The organism is Pseudomonas sp. SM4, from assembly GCF_051913165.1.
Lineage (GTDB): Bacteria > Pseudomonadota > Gammaproteobacteria > Pseudomonadales > Pseudomonadaceae > Aquipseudomonas.
The window spans coordinates 54,886-72,312 of the sequence record NZ_JBODOE010000011.1 but is presented as its reverse complement, the minus strand read 5'-3'; the positions used below and the strand labels follow the sequence as shown (position 1 = coordinate 72,312).

General features: G+C 60.9%; 8 protein-coding genes. 3 read left to right on the top strand and 5 right to left on the bottom strand.

Going from position 1 to position 17,427, the window contains the following annotated elements:
- Positions 1 to 17: 17 nt before the first annotated feature.
- Both ACQ4MY_RS20350 and speB read right to left on the bottom strand, forming a co-directional pair.
- Complete coding sequence (locus ACQ4MY_RS20350) at positions 18 to 440, bottom strand: YybH family protein (protein ID WP_440096274.1); 423 nt, start codon at positions 438 to 440, stop codon at positions 18 to 20.
- 10 nt (positions 441 to 450) lie between these two features.
- Positions 451 to 1,401, bottom strand: coding sequence for an agmatinase (gene speB, locus ACQ4MY_RS20345; protein ID WP_008086245.1), 951 nt, complete (start codon positions 1,399 to 1,401; stop codon positions 451 to 453).
- Positions 1,402 to 1,694: 293 nt separating this feature from the next.
- Here speB and ACQ4MY_RS20340 point away from each other — a divergent pair, with 293 nt between their 5' ends.
- Both ACQ4MY_RS20340 and ACQ4MY_RS20335 read left to right on the top strand, forming a co-directional pair.
- Positions 1,695 to 2,588, top strand: coding sequence for a LysR family transcriptional regulator (locus ACQ4MY_RS20340; protein ID WP_007956593.1), 894 nt, complete (start codon positions 1,695 to 1,697; stop codon positions 2,586 to 2,588).
- A gap of 18 nt (positions 2,589 to 2,606) precedes the next feature.
- Entirely contained in the window at positions 2,607 to 3,203 is a 597-nt protein-coding gene (locus ACQ4MY_RS20335) for a tRNA-uridine aminocarboxypropyltransferase (protein ID WP_440096273.1), read from the top strand.
- A 144-nt stretch (positions 3,204 to 3,347) separates the two neighbouring features.
- Here the strand turns inward: ACQ4MY_RS20335 and ACQ4MY_RS20330 are convergent, their stop codons facing one another.
- From ACQ4MY_RS20330 to ACQ4MY_RS20320, 3 genes are all read right to left on the bottom strand, one after another.
- Complete coding sequence (locus tag ACQ4MY_RS20330; RefSeq protein ID WP_440096272.1) at positions 3,348 to 4,709, bottom strand: HlyD family type I secretion periplasmic adaptor subunit; 1,362 nt, start codon at positions 4,707 to 4,709, stop codon at positions 3,348 to 3,350.
- Positions 4,710 to 5,161: 452 nt separating this feature from the next.
- Positions 5,162 to 7,321 carry a type I secretion system permease/ATPase gene (locus tag ACQ4MY_RS20325; protein ID WP_440096271.1) on the bottom strand — a complete coding sequence of 720 codons (2,160 nt, stop codon included), beginning with the start codon at positions 7,319 to 7,321 and terminating at the stop codon, positions 5,162 to 5,164.
- A gap of 173 nt (positions 7,322 to 7,494) precedes the next feature.
- Entirely contained in the window at positions 7,495 to 8,853 is a 1,359-nt protein-coding gene (locus ACQ4MY_RS20320) for a TolC family outer membrane protein (protein WP_008086253.1), read from the bottom strand.
- Between the two features lie 533 nt (positions 8,854 to 9,386).
- Between ACQ4MY_RS20320 and ACQ4MY_RS20315 the strand changes: the two genes are divergently transcribed.
- Positions 9,387 to 17,276 carry a retention module-containing protein gene (locus tag ACQ4MY_RS20315; RefSeq protein ID WP_440096270.1) on the top strand — a complete coding sequence of 2,630 codons (7,890 nt, stop codon included), beginning with the start codon at positions 9,387 to 9,389 and terminating at the stop codon, positions 17,274 to 17,276.
- Positions 17,277 to 17,427 lie beyond the last annotated feature (151 nt).

Here is a 17,427-nt window from a genome sequence, read left to right as displayed (position 1 = left end):
AGGCGTCACCTGTTTGGCTAAGGGGATGGCAGCCCTTCCGGCATTGCGGACAAATGTTCGTGACAGGCCAGCCAAAGGCCTTGTTGTTCTAGGCTCGACGTTTGTTTCTTGAAAACAATCGTCTCGCGCTCCTGGCTGAAGTGTTGCTCCCCTTGCATGCGCAGCTCGGTGGCCACGTCATGGATGAAAATCGCCACGTCACCTTGCAGGCTGACGAAGGCGTTGCTCGAGGTGCACGCAAGCACCTCGAAGCCATCCTCGGCGCGCCAGCTGTCCCACAAGGCCTGATAGGCATCGCGCGACAGCAGCGGCTGTTCGAGGGTGTAGAAGACGAAACTTGCATCGGCGCTGAAGGCGCCGAAGTAAGCTTCGCGATCGTTACGGGCGAAGGCGGCCACCAGCTCGGCGGCCGCTTGCAAAACCTGATCACGTTCGTTCATGACCCGACCCTCAGCGATGGACCACGCCAGGCAGTACGCAGAGCATTTCGTACAGCAGGTTGGCGGCCAGCAGCGAGGTGTTGCCGGTGGTGTCATAAGCGGGCGAGACTTCTACCAGATCGCAACCGATCAGGTCGAGGCCTTGGCAGCCACGGACGATTTCAATTGCCTGAATGGTCGTCAGACCACCGATTTCCGGGGTGCCGGTGCCCGGTGCCCAGGCCGGGTCGATGCCGTCGATGTCGAAGCTCAGATACACCGGACCGCCGCCGACTTTCTCGCGCACTTCGGCCATCAGCGGTGCCAGCGACTTGTGCCAGCACTCTTCCGCTTGTACGACGCGGAAGCCCTGATCGCGGCTCCAGTTGAAGTCGTCAGCGGTGTAACCCTGGGCGCGCAGACCGATCTGCACGACACGGTCGCAATCGAGCAGACCTTCTTCGACGGCGCGACGGAAGGTGGTGCCGTGGGCGATTTTCTCGCCGAACATGTGATCGTTGACGTCCGCGTGGGCATCGATGTGCACCAGGCCGACCTTGCCGTGCTTTTTATGAATCGCACGCAGGATCGGCAAGGTGATGGTGTGGTCGCCACCCAAAGTCATCGGGATCACGTTGTGCTCGAGGATGTTGTCGTAGGCTTCTTCGATGATGCGCACGGCGTCGAGCAGGTTGAAGGTGTTGATCGCCACGTCACCGATGTCGGCCACGGCCAGCGAATCGAACGGCGCAGCGCCGGTGGCCATGTTGTAAGGGCGGATCATCACCGATTCGGTGCGGATATCGCGTGGCCCGAAGCGGGTGCCGGGGCGCAGCGAAGTACCGATGTCCAGTGGCACGCCAACAAAGGCAGCGTCCAGGCCGGCAGCGGTCGGTACATGGGGGAGTCGGAGCATGGTGGCGATGCCGCCGAAGCGCGGCATTTCGTTGCCGCCCAGTGGTTGGTGAAGAATCTTGTCCACGGGTAAGGCCTCATCGTCTTTGTTTTATTTATATCGGCGCGCCGTTCAGCAAAGGGTCCGGGCGCCGCTGTGGGGCCGATGATGCGAAATGTAGTGCGGCGAAAGAATCGCTACGGGCAAAAACTTAGTTCAGATTTTTCTAAACTAATGCCAGACTTCCACACCTGCTCGTTCCCATGCTCCGCGTGGGAATGCATCTACGGACGCTCCGCGTCCAGCCGTACTCGCAGGTGACGCAGAGCGTCACGGGCTGCATTCCCACGCAGAGCGTGGGAACGATCCTTGGAGTAGACATGGCCAACGCTTTACCCGACCTGAAACTTTTGCGCATCTTCGTCAGCGTCGTGCGTCATCAGGGTTTCGCCAACGCGCAGCAGGAACTCAACCTGTCGACCTCGGCGATCAGCACCTACATGAGCCAGCTCGAAGCCGCGCTCGGTCTGGTGCTGTGCCATCGCGGGCGCGGCGGGTTCAGCCTGACCAGCAAGGGCGAACTGTTCCATCAGGAAACCTTGCGCCTGCTCGCCGAACTCGAAGGTTTCGAGCAATACGCCGCTGCGCTCAAGGGCGAATTGCGCGGCACGCTCAACCTCGGCGTGATCGACTCCACGGTCAGCGACAAGGCCTTGCCCTTCGCCGAAGCCATTGGCGCCTACAGCCAGGAACACCCGGCGGTGCATTTGCATTTGTCGGTGATGAGCCCGTATGAACTGCAATTGGGCGTGCAGGACAACCGCCTCGACCTGGCCATCGGTGCGTTCTCCACGCGCATGAGCGGCCTGGTCTACATGCCGCTGTACCGCGAACAACATTGGTTGTATTGCAGCAGCCGCCATCCGTTATTCAACGAGCGGCGCATCCCCGAGCAAGTCATCACCCAGCAACGCATGGTCGGACGTGGTTACTGGAGCCAGGCGGAACTGGCCCGGCACGGTTTCAAACACAGCGCCGCGACCGTGGAAAGTATGGAAGCGCAGCTGATTCTGGTGCTGTCCGGCGCCTACATCGGTTACTTGCCGGAGCACTATGCTCAGGCCTGGGCCGACAAGGGTGATTTGCGGGTTTTGCTGCCGGCGACCTTTGGTTATCAGGCTCCGTTCTCGATGATCATGCGCCGGGGCCGCAGCCGTGAGCCGCTGATCCAGACCTTCCGCGATTTGCTCAAAGCCCAGCTCAATCAGGCTTAGCTTGTAGGAACAAGAAGTATGTCCAGACCTCAATGCCCGCGCTGCCTGCGCCCACAAACCCATTGTCTGTGTCCGCTGATCCCGAGCCTCGACAGCCGCACGCGGGTGTTGCTGTTGCAGCATCCGAGCGAGGTCAATCATGCGTTGAATACCGCGCGGCTGGCGGCGTTGGGGTTGAGCAATGCCGAGCTGGTCGTTGGCGAGGTGTTCGAGGATTTGCCGGCGTTGCTGAATCAACCGGGATATCGGGCGCGGCTGTTATTTCCGGCGGAGGATGCGCAGCCGATGCAGGCTTATGGCGAATCTGATGAGCCGCTGTTGCTGGTAGTCCCGGACGGCACCTGGCGCAAGGCGCGCAAGATGCTGCACCTCAATCCGCTGCTGGCGGCGTTGCCACGGGTGACGCTGGCCGAGGGCGGCGTGTCGCGCTATCGCCTGCGCAAGGCACCGGGGCCGGGGGCGTTGTCGACGATTGAAGCGATTGTGCAGGCGTTGCAGACGCTGGAAGCGCCGAGGTCATTCGAGCCGTTGCTCAAGCCGTTCGAGGCGTTGATCGAGGGGCAGATTGCGGCGATGGGGGAGGAGACCTTCCAGCGTAATCATGCTGAAAAATAGTCGCTGTTATTGCTGGCGTCATCGCTGGCAAGCCAGCTCCCACAGGTTCTGAGGTGTTCATAGGTTTTGTGGCCGACACGGACACTGTGGGAGCTGGCTTGCCAGCGATGACGCCAGTCAATTCACCACAAAATCCGGATATCTCTAGCGTTCGCGCATCGCCTCGGTCCGCGCTTTCAGCACCGGTTTGAGCAGGTAGTCCAGCACGCTCTTCTCGCCGGTAATAATGTCCACCGTTGCCACCATCCCCGGGATGATCAGCAACGGTTTTACATCCCCGCCCAAATGGTTTTTATCGGTGCGCACCTGAATCAGGTAAAAACTGTTGCCCTTGTCATCAGTGATTGTGTCAGCCCCGATCAACTCAAGTTTGGCGCTCAGCCCGCCGTAAATCGTGTAGTCATAAGCACTGAACTTGACCATGGCTTTCTGCCCCGGATGCAGGAACGCGACATCCTGCGGGCGCACCTTGGCCTCGATCAGCAAGTTGTCTTCCAGCGGTACGATTTCGACCATGTCACTGCCCGGCTGGACCACGCCGCCGATAGTGTTGACCTTCAATTGCTTGATCACCCCATGCACCGGTGAGGTCACGGTAGTGCGGGTGACGCGGTCGTCAATGGCGATGCTGGTGGCGGTGATTTTTGACAGGTCGGTGCGTTTCTCATTCAGTTCTTTCGCCGCTTCCGAGCGGAAGGTTTGCTCCGACTCGTCGATCTTGCTACGGATCTCGGCAATCGCCGATTCGGCGCGGGGAATCGCCAGCGTTGTCGCGTTCAATGAGCCTCGGATTTCTACCGCACTGCGCTTGAGCCGGAGGATTTCAACCGGTGACACTGCACCGGTTTTTACCAGCGGTTCGGACATGTTCATTTCCTGCTGCAGCAACGCCAGGCTGGAGCTGAACTGACCTTGCTTGGAGCGAAACTCCGCGAGTTCCTGGGTCTTCTGCCGCAGTTGTTCGCTGAGGGTGCGTTGCTCGCTGGCCAAGCGGCGCTGGCGTTGTTCGTACAGCGAGCGCTCGTCTTCGGCGACTTGCGGCGCCTTGGCGATCACTTCATTGGAGAGTTTGAATGGCCGACCCTCGGCCTCCGCTGACAGCCGTTCGACCTGTGCCGTCAACGCATAACGATCGGCTTCGCTTTCGCCCTTGTTCGAGCGAAAGCGCGTGTCATCCAGGCGCAGCAGCGTGTCGCCCTTGTTCACCATCTGACCTTCGCGCACGAAAATTTCGGTGACGATGCCGCCCTCAAGGTTCTGGATCACCTGAATCTTGCTCGACGGAATCGCCTTGCCTTCGCCCATGGTCACTTCTTCGAGCACGGCGAACTTGGCCCAGACCAGCGCGCTGATCAGCAACCCTGCCGCCAGCCACACGGTGATCCGCGACCAGCGCGGCGAGTCCTGCAACGAGGCGCCGGCGGTTTCCGGCATGAACTCGGCTTCGGCACTTTTGCCGAAACTGTCGAAGTAGCCGCGTGATTTGCTATCTGAAGATGCCGACATGGGGCGATACCCCTCAGTTAAGAAACATCAAACTGGATGACCCATCAGTGGCCAGAGAACTTCCCCTTGGCCACAAACCTCCCTGTGCCCAGAGAGCTTCCGGTATTCAGAGAACTTCTCTGCTGACCACAGAAAATTCCTGTGGCCAAAAAGCGTTCCTGTGTTCAGAGAACTTCCCTGGTGACCACAGAAAATTCCTGAGGCCAAAAAGCTTTCCTGTGGTGAGGGGATTTATCCCCGATGGGTGGCGCAGCAGCCCCAAAAAACTCATGGGCGCTGCGCACCCAATCGGGGATAAATCCCCTCGCCACAGGTTTTGTGCAAACCACAGGTTTTGTGCAAACCACAGGTTTTGTGTAAGGCACAGGTTTTGTGCAAACCATAGGTTTTGTGTAGGCACAGGTTTTTGTGCAGGGCACTTTTTTGTGAAAGCCATAATTGTGGGTCAGCATCTACACCGCCGCCGAGCCGACGCGGCCCTTGCGCAATGCATCAATGACCGCTTCTTTCGGGCCGTCGGCGACGACCCTGCCGTTGTCCAGCACCAGCAAACGATCCACCAGGCTGAGCATCGAGGTGCGGTGCGTGACCAGCAGCAGGGTTTTGCCCTGGACCCATTCGTGCAGCTTCTGCCGCAGTTGGTCTTCGCTGCTGTTGTCCATGGCGCTGGTGGGTTCGTCGAGCAGCATGATCGGCGGATCGAGCAACAAGGATCGTGCGAGCAACACCGCCTGACGCTGGCCGCCGGAGAGCAATTGCCCGCGTTCGCCAACCGGCCGGTCGAAGCCTTGTGGATGCTGGCGGGCAAGCTCGGTGACGCCGGTCAGCTCAGCCACTTCAAGCATCCGTGAATCGCTGATATACCGCGCGCCGAGGGTGAGGTTGTCACGCAGGCTGCCGGCCAGCAGCGGCAGGTCATGGGCGACGTAACCGATCTGCTGGCGCAGGTCGGCGACGTCCAGTTGGCGCAGGTCGAGGCCGTCGAGCAGCAACTGGCCTTCTTCCGGTTCATAGAAGCCCATCACCAGCCGCGCCAGGGTACTTTTGCCCGAACCGCTGCGACCAATGATGCCGACCCGTTCACCGGGTTTCAGGCTGAAACTGACATTGCTCAGCGCCGGCGCATTCTGCCCGTTGTAATGAAACGTCACGCCACTGACGTCCAGCGCGCCTTGCAGTTGCGTGCGTTCCAGCGGCCGCTGTTTGCCGTCGCGCTCCTGCGGCAACGACATCAGCGCGTCGGTGCTTTTCATGGTCAGTTGTGCTTGCTGATAACGGGTGATCAGCCCGGCGATCTGCCCCAGCGGCGCGAGCACGCGGCTGCCGAGCATGTAACTGGCGACCAGCGCACCGACGCTGAGGTTACCGGCGATGATGCTGTAGACCCCGGCAACAATCGTCGCCATCCCCGAGAATTGCTGAATGAACAACGTGCCGTTGGTGGCCAGCGCCGACAAGTTACGCGCATGGCTGTCGAGGCGGGTGAGGGCGCCGTGGGTGCTTTCCCATTTGTGCTGGCGCTCGCTTTCGGCGCTGCAGGCCTTGAGGGTTTCCAGGCCACCGAGGGTTTCGATCAACACGGCCTGACGTTCGGCACCGAGGCTCAGGCTTTTCTGCACGGTGTCGCGCAGGCGCACCTGGATCACCAGGGCGAAGATGATGGTGATCGGAAACGCCAGCAGCGGAATCACCACCAGCCAGCCTCCAAGCAATCCGATCACCACCAGCATCAACACCACGAAGGGCAGGTCGATCAGGCTGGTCAAGGTGACGGCGGTGAGAAATTCGCGCAGTCCCTGGAAGTCATGAATGCTCTGGGCGAAACCGCCGATGGTCGCCGGCCGCGCCTTCATCGACATGCCGGTGATGCGCTCGAACAGCGTCGCGGAAAGGATCACATCGGTTTTCTTGCCGGCGGTGTCGAGCAAGTGCGCGCGCACCACCCGCAGCACCAGTTCGAAACCGGTGCCGATCAGCAGCCCGATCGACAGCACCCACAGGGTCGACGTCGCCTGGTTCGGCACCACGCGGTCGTATGTCTGCATGACGAACAGCGGCACCATCAGCCCTAGCAGGTTGATCAGGAAACTGGCGAGGATCGCGTCGCTGTAGAGCCATTTCGACAGCTTCAATGTGTCGCGAAACCACGCATGCACACGCGGCACCAGCGGTGAACGGAGGTCTTCGAGTTCGTGGCGCGGGCGGGCGAACAAGGCCTGGCCGCTGTAGTGTTCAGTGAGTTCTTCACGGCTGACCCATTGCTCGCCGCCATCGGCTTCGCTGGGCAGGATCAGCGCTTTGCCGTCGTCGCCGAAACGCCGCAACACAGCGGTGCGGCCGTCGTTGAGCAACAACAGGATCGGCAGGTTGAGCGGCGAGATGTCTTTCAGATCACGGCGCAGAATGCGCGCCTGCAACCCGGCCCGTGCCGCGGCGCGCGGCAGCAGGTCCAGGCTCAGGCGTTGTTTGTTCAGCGGTAGCCCGGCACTCAGGCTGGCGCGGCTGACCGTCGCGCCATGCAGTTTGCAGAGGATCAACAGACCGTCGAGTAACGGATCATCGAAGCTCAGCCGCGGATCGATCCCGGTGTGGCCGGGTTCCATGCTGGTCATATTGATCGCTCCCGTGAAACGGTGGCACTGGCTACACAAAACTGAACGGAACGCTTGATCGTCTATCACCCCAATCACGTGTAGGAGCTGCCGCAGGCTGCGATCTTTTGATCTTGATCGTAAACAAAAACGTCAAAAGATCGCAGCCTGCGGCAGCTCCTACAGGGAGTTGGTTATTTCAGTTCGGGCAGGCGGGCTTCGTTTTTGACTTCGCTGGACGCGATCGCATCGGCCGGCAGTACCACCCGTTGTTTGCTCAGCAACTGGCCCATGTTCGCCAGCACGCGGTACATCGAATATTCCTCGGTGTAGCGGATTTCGGTGTAGCGACGGTTGGCGTTGTAGAGCTCGTTTTCACTGTCGAGCAAGTCGAGCAGGGTGCGTTGGCCAAGGCCGAACTGATCCTGATAGGCGGCGCGTACACGCTTGGTGGTTTCGGCGTATTCGCGGGCGGTCGGGGTCTGTTTCTTCGCGTTGACCATGGCGTTCCAGGCCAGACGAATGTTCTCGTTGAGCTGACGCAGGGCGTTGTTGCGGATGTCCATCGCCTGATTGATCTGGTGCGCATCGGAGGCCAGGCGCGCCTTGTCGCTGCCGCCCCGGAACAGGTTGTAGTTCATCACCACACCCACGCGCCATTCGTTGTCGTGGCCTTCATCGCCTTGCACGTTATTGTTCGCACCGACCGCTGCTTCGGCATCGAAGCGCGGGTAGAACGGTGATTTGGCGACTTCGTACTGGCTCTCCGCCGATTGCACGTCAGCCTGGGCGGACTTCAGGTACGGGTTGTTGTCGACCATGCTCTGTTGCGCTTCACGCAATTCGGTCGGCAGTTCGCCGCGGGTCGAGGCTGGCGTTTCCAGCTCGTCGGGCATGCGTCCGACCACGCTGTAGAAGTTGGCTTCGGCGTCAGACAGGTCGACTTCGGCGGTGTCGAGGTTGTTCTGCGCCAGCGCTTTACGGGCGACCGATTGATCGGAGTCGGCGGTGCTGCCAACACCTCGCTCGGTGCGCAGGCCGATCTGGTCGTTGACGCGCAAGTGCGCCTGCAGGTTGTTGCGGGCCAGGGTCACCAGTTCGCGACGTTTGAGCACTTCGAGGTAGACCTCGATGGTGCGCAGGGCCAGATCCTGGGCAGTGCCTTGCGCGTAGTACGCGCGTGAGTTCGACACGCCTTTGGTGCGCTCGACCTCATTGGCGGTGTTGAAACCGTCGAACAGCATCTGCCGCAGGCGCAGCTCGGACTGGGTGTAATTGAGAATTCGCGTGTCGTGATTGCCGAAGGCGCGGGTGTTGGTGTTGTCGCTGTAGCCGCGACCGTACGCGGCGTTCAAATCGACGGACGGATAGAAGCCGCCCTTGGCGACTTTGATTTGTTCATCTGCCGACAGGCGGGCGTCCACGCGCGAGGCCAGTTCCGGGTGGGTGGCGATGGTGCTTTGGATCGCCTCGGTGAGGTTCATCGCCTGGGCTTGAGAAGTGCAAGCCATGGCCAGCAAAACCGCGCTGCAGAGGGGGGTTAGAACGCGCATGGGTGCATCTCCCTGAGTCCTGATGGTGTGTTACTGTCGCCAAATATTTGACGATATTTTTAGGTCTAAGCGTTTCACTCTTGTAACAACAGAGCTAAGAACATCCTAGAGCGTAGCTAAGAAAAATTTTTCATAAGGCTTATGCCGAAAAAAACTTATGCGCTTTGTAAAATCCGGCACATTGTTCAGCACGAAAGCCTTTGTTTTATGCGCTTTAGGGAGCTCAAAAAGGCTTGAGGAAAGTTCCACTCACTTTGCGACATACGGCGAAGTACTGCTGAAGGGGAGGGACGCGTAGCGGCTGATGAGCGACAGATTTTTGTCACTCGGGTGATTCACCGCCGTTACGTAGCGTTAGTGGGCGGGCTGTTTGAAACGGGCGGTGCAAGTGCTTGATAGCGCTTGGATTTCTCTTCAAATGACCCCCGCGAAACGAACTGTCGAGGGTGCGAGCGTCGCCCCCGGCAACCCGATTGAGCCATGGGCTGCTTCGCGAACCAGTGCTGACGGTGGTCAGCAGCGGAGGAATTCACATGGCAACGCTCATCGGTACAGTCACTAAAGTCATTGGTCAGGTATTCGCCCAGGCCGCCGACGGCAGCAAACGCGCACTGGTTGAAGGGGATCGCCTGTATGCCGGCGATCAACTGATCACCGGGGCCGAAGGCGCCGTCGCCGTCCATCTGCAAAACGGCCAGGAACTCACTCTCGGTCGCGACAGCAGCCTGACCATGACCGGGCAATTGCTCGCTGATCAGGCCGCACATGTGAACGCGCCAGAGGCTCAGACCCCGAGCGAAGCGCAACTGACCGATGTCGAGCAAATCCAGAAAGCCATCGCTGCCGGTGACGACCCCACCAAAACCGCTGAAGCGACTGCTGCCGGTCCCAATGCACCGGGCGGCGCGCCGGGTGAGCTGGGCGGCGGCCACAGTTTTGTTCTGCTGACAGAAGTCGGCGGCCGGGTCGACCCGATCATCGGGTTCCCCACTGCCGGGTTCGGCGGTATTCCTGAGTTTCCTGACTATCGGTTTGACGCCGTGGTGGACAACGGCGATGACACTGTCACGCCGGTTACTCCGCCACCGCCGCTGGTGGTCAACAATCCGGTGATCATCGACGGCCTTGCCGTGCCGGGCGGCGAGTTGAACCTCAATGAGGCCAACCTGCCTGACGGTTCGGCGGCCAACCCGTTTGCACTGACGCAGAGCGGCAGTTTTACGGTCTCGGCTCCGGATGGCTTGAGCAGTCTGAGCATCGGCGGCATCAACGTCATCGTCGCGGGTGTGCCGATCGGTTTCCCGCAATCGATCACCACGCAACTGGGCAACACCCTGACCATTACCGGCTACAACCCGGCGACTGGCGCGGTCAGCTACAGCTACACCCTCAACGGCAACGAAACCCACGCCGCCGGCGATGGCGCCAATAACCTCAGCGAACAATTCACCGTGATTGCCGGCGACAACAATGGCGACACGGCCACCGGCACGCTTGACGTCAACATCACTGACGACGTGCCTCGGGCGATCGACGACAACAATGGCACGGCTTCCGAAACATTACTGACACTGACCGGCAACGTCCTGACCAACGACGTGCAAGGCGCCGACCGCGTGCCCACCGGCCCCAATGCCGGGCCGATCACGCCGGGCACCTTTACTGGCACATACGGCACCCTCGTGCTCAACGCCAACGGCACGTACACCTACACGCTGAATACCAATGACGCCGACTTCAAGAACCTGCACGGCGGCGGTAACGGCACCGAGACCTTCACCTACACCCTCACCGATGCCGACGGCGACAAAAGCACGGCTAACCTGGTTTTGCAGATTCACAACAACGACGACCCGGTGATCATCAACGGCTTGAACGTTGAAGGCGGCGAGCTGACCGTCTACGAAAAAAACCTCAGTGACGGCAGTGCGCCGGACTCCACCGCATTGACCCAAAGCGGCACCTTCACCATCACTGCACTGGACGGCGTCACCACGCTGACCGTCGGTGGCATTGCCGTGGTCACCAACGGTGTGGCCGCAGGCTTTCCGCAATCGGTCACCACACCGCTGGGCAGCACACTGACGATCACCGGTTTCAACGCTACAACCGGTGTGGTCAGCTACAGCTACACCCTGGTCGATAACGAAGCACACCCGACCGCCAATGGCGCGAACAACCTGCCTGAGCAATTCGCCGTCACCGTGGTCGATGACAACGGCACCACTGCCAACGCCACCCTCGATGTGAACATCGTCGATGACCTGCCCAAAGCCGTCGATGACAGCAACACAACCACCGCTTCGGAAACTCAACTGACCCTGACCGGCAACGTGCTGACCAATGACGTGCAAGGCGCGGATCGCGTACCGACAGGTCCCGTGACGGCTGGCACATTCACCGGGACCTACGGCACCTTGGTGCTCAACGCCAATGGCACCTACACCTACACGCTAAATACCAATGACGCAGATTTCAAAAACCTGCACGGCGGCGGCAACGGCACGGAAACCTTCGCCTACACCATCACCGATTCGGACGGCGATACCAGCACCGCCAACCTGGTCCTGCAGATCCACAACAATGACGATCCGGTTATCATCAACGGCCTCGACGTCAATGGCGGCGAACTGACCGTCTATGAGAAAAACCTCAGCGACGGCAGCGCACCAGATTCCACCGCGCTGACTCAAAGCGGCACGTTCACCATCACTGCACTGGACGGTGTCACCACGCTGACCGTCGGTGGCATTGCCGTGGTCACCAACGGTGTGGCCGCAGGCTTTCCGCAATCGATCACCACACCGCTGGGCAGCACACTGACGATCACCGGTTTCAACGCTACAACCGGTGTGGTCAGCTACAGCTACACCCTGGTCGATAACGAAGCACACCCGACCGCCAATGGCGCGAACAACCTGCCTGAGCAATTCGCCGTCACGGTTGTCGATGACAACGGCACTACCGCCAACGCCACCCTCGATGTGAACATCGTCGATGACCTGCCCAAAGCCGTCGATGACAGCAACACAACCACCGCTTCGGAAACTCAACTGACCCTGACCGGCAACGTGCTGACCAATGACGTGCAAGGCGCCGACCGTGTAGCCAGCGGCCCAGTGACGGCCGGCACATTCACCGGGACCTACGGCACCTTGGTGCTCAACGCCAACGGCACCTACACCTACACGTTGAATACCAATGACGCCGATTTCAAAAACCTGCACGGTGGTGGCAACGGCACGGAAACCTTCGCCTACACGATTACCGATTCCGACGGCGATACCAGCACCGCCAACCTGGTTCTGCAGATCCACAACAATGACGATCCGGTGATCATCAACGGCCTCGACGTCAATGGCGGCGAACTGACCGTCTATGAGAAAAACCTCACCGACGGCACCAGCCCTGACACCCCGGCGCTGACCCAGAGCGGCACGTTCACCGTCACGGCGCTCGATGGCTTGCAAACCCTGACCGTGGGTGGCATTAACGTGGTCACCGGTGGTGTGGCCGCAGGCTTTCCGCAATCGATCACCACGCCGCTCGGCAGCACGTTGACCATCACCGGCTACAACCCCATTACCGGTGTGGTCAGTTACAGCTATACCCTGGTCGATAACGAAACCCATCCGAACGGTAACGGCGCCAACAGCATCACCGAGAATTTTAACGTGGTCGCCACCGATACCGATGGCAGCACCGCCAGCGGCCAGATCAACGTCAACATCGTCGATGACTTGCCGAGCGCACACCCTGATGCGGCGTCGGTGGCGGAGGGCGGCACCGTCAGCGGCAACGTGCTGGACAACGACATTGGCGGCGCGGATGGCCCGGCCGTCACCGGTGCAGTGGTTGGCGTGCGTGCCGGCTCCGACACTTCGACCTCGGCCATTGGCGGCCTCAACAGCAACATCAACGGCACTTACGGTTACCTGACGCTCGACGCCAACGGCAACGCCGTCTACCACAGCAATCCGAATACCGTGAGTGGCCCGGGCGCAGTGGATGTGTTCACCTACACCGTGCGCGATTCCGATGGCGACGAAAGCACCACCACCATCACCATCGACGTCTCCAACAGCAAACTATGTGCGACCAGCGACACCGACGTCACCGTTTACGAAAAAGCCCTCGACCTGACCAAGGATGGCGCCGACCTGGCGCCGGGTACGGTCATCGGCAGCGACCCGACCAGCACCGGCGAAACCGCGTCCGGCACGCTGGTCGGTTCGGTCACCGGTGCGGTCGGCGCGATCAGCTATGCGCTGGTCGGCAGTGCCACCGGCAATTACGGGCAGATCGTCCTCAACCCCAACGGCACTTACACCTACACCCTGACGTCGCCAGCGAGCACCACGCCGCATGCCGACGACGGTGCCAACACCCTGACTGAAACCTTCACTTATCAAGCCACCGATTCGCTGGGCAACATTGTCACCAGCACCATCGTCGTCAGCATCGTCGATGACGTGCCTAAAGCCGTGAACGACAGCAACGCCACCAGCGCGTCGGAAACCCAGTTGACCCTGACCGGCAACGTGCTGACCAACGACGTGCAAGGCGCGGATGTGGTGGCGACCGGGCCGAATGCCGGGCCGATCACCGCCGGTACGTTCACCGGAACCTACGGCACGCTGGTGCTCAACGCCAACGGGACTTACACCTACACGCTGAACCCTAACGATGCCGATTTCAAAAATCTGCACGGCGGCGGTAACGGCACCGAGACGTTTACCTACACCCTGACCGATGCCGATGGCGACACCAGCACCGCCAACCTGGTGCTGAACATCCACAACAATGACGATCCGGTGGTGCTCAACGGCCTCGACGTCAACGGTGGCGAACTCACCGTCTACGAGAAAAATCTCAGCGACGGCACCAGCCCCGACACGCCGGCGCTGACCCAGAGCGGCACGTTCACCGTGACCGCGCTGGATGGCCTGCAAACCCTCACCGTCGGCGGTATCGCCGTGGTGACCGGCGGTGTGGCGGCAGGCTTCCCGCAGTCGATCGTTTCGCCCTTGGGCAGCACGTTCACCATCACCGGTTACAACGCGACGACCGGCGTGGTCAGTTACAGCTACACCTTGGTCGATAACGAAACGCACCCGAACGGCAACGGCGCCAACAGCCTCACCGAGAACTTCAACGTGGTGGCGACCGACACCGATGGCAGCACCGCCACGGGTCAGATCAACGTCAACATCATCGATGACCTGCCAACCGCCAAACCCGACACCGGTTCGGTGGCAGAGGGCGGAACGGTCAACATCAGCGTGCTCGGCAACGACGTCAGCGGTGCCGATGGCGCGGCCACGGTGGTCGGCGTGCGCGCCGGCAGCAACACCGGAACTTCTGCGGTGGGCGGCCTCGACAGCAACATCAACGGTAACTTCGGCTACCTGACCCTCGACGCCTTGGGCAACGCTGTCTACCACAGCAACCCGAACTCGGTGAGCCCTCCGGGCGCCACCGATACGTTCACCTACACCATCCGCGACAGTGACGGCGATGAAAGCACCACGACCATCACCATCAACGTCGCCGACAGCAAACTGGTGGCCTCGGTCGATCAGGACGTGACGGTGTATGAAAAAGCCCTCGACCAGACCAAGGATGGCGCCGATCTGGCGCCCGGTACGGTCACCGGCAGCGACCCGACCAACACTGGCGAAACCGCAACGGGCACACTGGTTGGCGCGGTCACCGGCGGCAGTGGCGCGATCACCTACACCCTGGTCGGCAGCGCCACCGGCACCTATGGGCAGATCCAGCTCAACGCCGACGGCACCTACACCTACACGCTGACCTCGGCGCCGAAAACCACGCCGAACGCCAACGACGGGGCGAACACCCTGAGCGAAAGCTTTACCTACAAAGCCACCGATGCACTGGGCAACAGCACCACCAGCACCCTCGTGGTCAACATCGTTGACGACGTGCCGAAAGCCGTGGCTTCGGACCGTTCAGTGGCAGCGGTGGAGATCGATTCCAACCTGCTCATCGTCCTCGACATCTCCGGCAGTATGGCCGACGCCTCCGGCGTGCCGGGCCTGTCGCGGCTGGCGCTGGCCAAGCAGGCGATCAGCGCCTTGCTCGACAAGTACGACGACCTCGGCGATGTGAAAGTGCAACTGGTCACCTTCAGCAGCAACGCCACTGACCGAACCACGGTGTGGGTCGATGTGGCGACAGCGAAGACGATTCTCGCCGGTTTGACGGCGGGCGGCGGCACCAACTACGACGCCGCCGTGGCGGTGATGCAAACCGCGTTCAACACCTCGGGCAAACTCACTGGGGCGCAGAACGTCGGTTATTTCTTCTCCGACGGCAAACCCAACGAGGGCGACATCAATGCCGCTGACGAAGCCGCGCTGAAAAACTTCCTCGATGCCAACAACATCAAGAACTACGCGATCGGCCTCGGCAGCGGCGTCAGCAACGCCAACCTCGACCCGCTGGCCTATGACGGCATCAGCCACACCAACACCAACGCGGTGGTGGTCACCGACCTCAACCAGCTCAACTCAGTGCTATCCGGAACTGTGGTCGGCGCACCGGTCACCGGTTCGTTGCTGGGCGAGGGCGGTACGTTCGGCGCCGACGGCGGCTTCATCAAATCCATCGTGATCGACGGCACCACCTACACCTACGATCCAAAAGCCCTCGGCGGCCAAGGCTCGCTGACGCCGAGCGGTAGTACCAATCACGGTACGTTCAACACCGTGAACAACACGCTGAGCATCGCCACCAACAATGGCGGCACACTGCTGATCAATCTCGACAGCGGCGAGTACACCTACACCTCGCAGAAAACCACCGCCGTGGTGATCACCGAGAACATCGGTTTCACCGTCAGCGACAACGACGGTGACCTTGCCAGCTCGACGTTGACCGTAAAAGTGATCCCCAACGCGCCTCCGTTGGCGGCAGACGACCACGTCATCACCAACGTGCTGTCGGGCAACATCGTCGTGCCGGGCGAGCTGCTGCTGGCCAACGACACCGATCCCAATGGCGACACGCTCAATGCCACTCCGACCAGTTTCAACACTGGCTGGATCTCGAAAGCGGCGGACTTCACCGGCACTGGCGCGATCAACTTCACCGGCACTAACGTCAATACCGCCGCCAACCAGAACCTCGCCAACGTGCGCAACTCGTTCAGTGCCAACGCCGCGACGATGACCGCCGTACTGGTGGTCAGCGGTTACCTCGGCGCTGTGACCAACAGCAACGCCAACGATGAAGACCGCATCACCGTGAACCTGCGCCAGGGCGAAACTCTCAACCTTGACCACAACCTGGCGGCCGGTCACGTCACCATGGAGTACTCGATCAACGGCGGCGCCTACATCGCCCTCGCGGACGGGCAAACCCTGACCGCATCGGCCGATGGCGTCTATCAGATCCACATCACCAACATCGCCAATCCCAGCGGCGGCGGTAACCCCAACGCGGCGGAAAACTATCAGCTGACCATGACCCTCAACTACGCCGGGGCGCACGACATCACCCCGGACTTCCATGGCAGCTACACCGCCAACGACAACCATGGCGGCAGCGACACGGCCAACGTCAGCATCAGCTATCAGGACGGGCACACCCTTACTGGCACTTCAGGTGACGATGTGTTGGTGGCCGGCACCGGCGACAACATCCTCAACGCTGGCGACGGCAATGATGTGTTGACCGCAGGCTCAGGCAACAACGAGCTGCACGGCGGTGCCGGCAATGACTTGCTCTACAGCGGCCCGGGCAATGACCTGCTCGACGGCGGCAGCGGTATCGACACGGCCAGCTACGCCCACGCCACCGCCGGTGTGACGGTAAACCTCGGCCTGCTCGGTGCGCAAAACACCCTTGGCGCTGGCACGGATACCCTGACCGGCATCGAAAACCTCGTCGGCTCGAACTTCAACGACACCCTGACCGGCGACAACAATAACAACGTGATCAACGGCGGGCTGGGCAACGACATCCTCAACGGTGGCGGCGGTGACGATCTGTTGATCGGCGGCATGGGCAACAACACCATGACCGGTGGGCCTGGCGCTGACACCTTCCAGTGGCTCAAGGGCAACAGTGGCCATGACTTGATCACCGACTTCACCCCCGGCACCGACAAGCTCGATCTGTCGCAACTGCTGCAAGGCGAAAACGGCACCACCGCCTCACTGGATGACTACCTGCACTTCACCGTCACCGGCACCGGCGCCTCGGTCCTCACCAGCATCGACGTCAGCGCCATGGCCGGCGCCACGCCGAACCAGACCATCGACCTGGCCGGCGTCAACCTCGCCAGCCACTACGGCGTAACGCCGGGAGCGGGCGGGGTGATTGCTGGCGGGCACGACACCGCGACGATCATCAGCGGGATGTTGAACGATCATTCGTTGAAGGTGGATACGGTGTAAGCGCCGTCTGAAACGAAAAAACCCGCCGTCACGTACAACCGGGACGGCGGGTTTCTTCTGCCTCACGTGATCGTTCCCACGCTCTGCGTGGGAATGCAGCCCGGGACGCTCCGCGTCCCTTCCAAAGCCGAACGCGGAGCGTCCGTTGAGG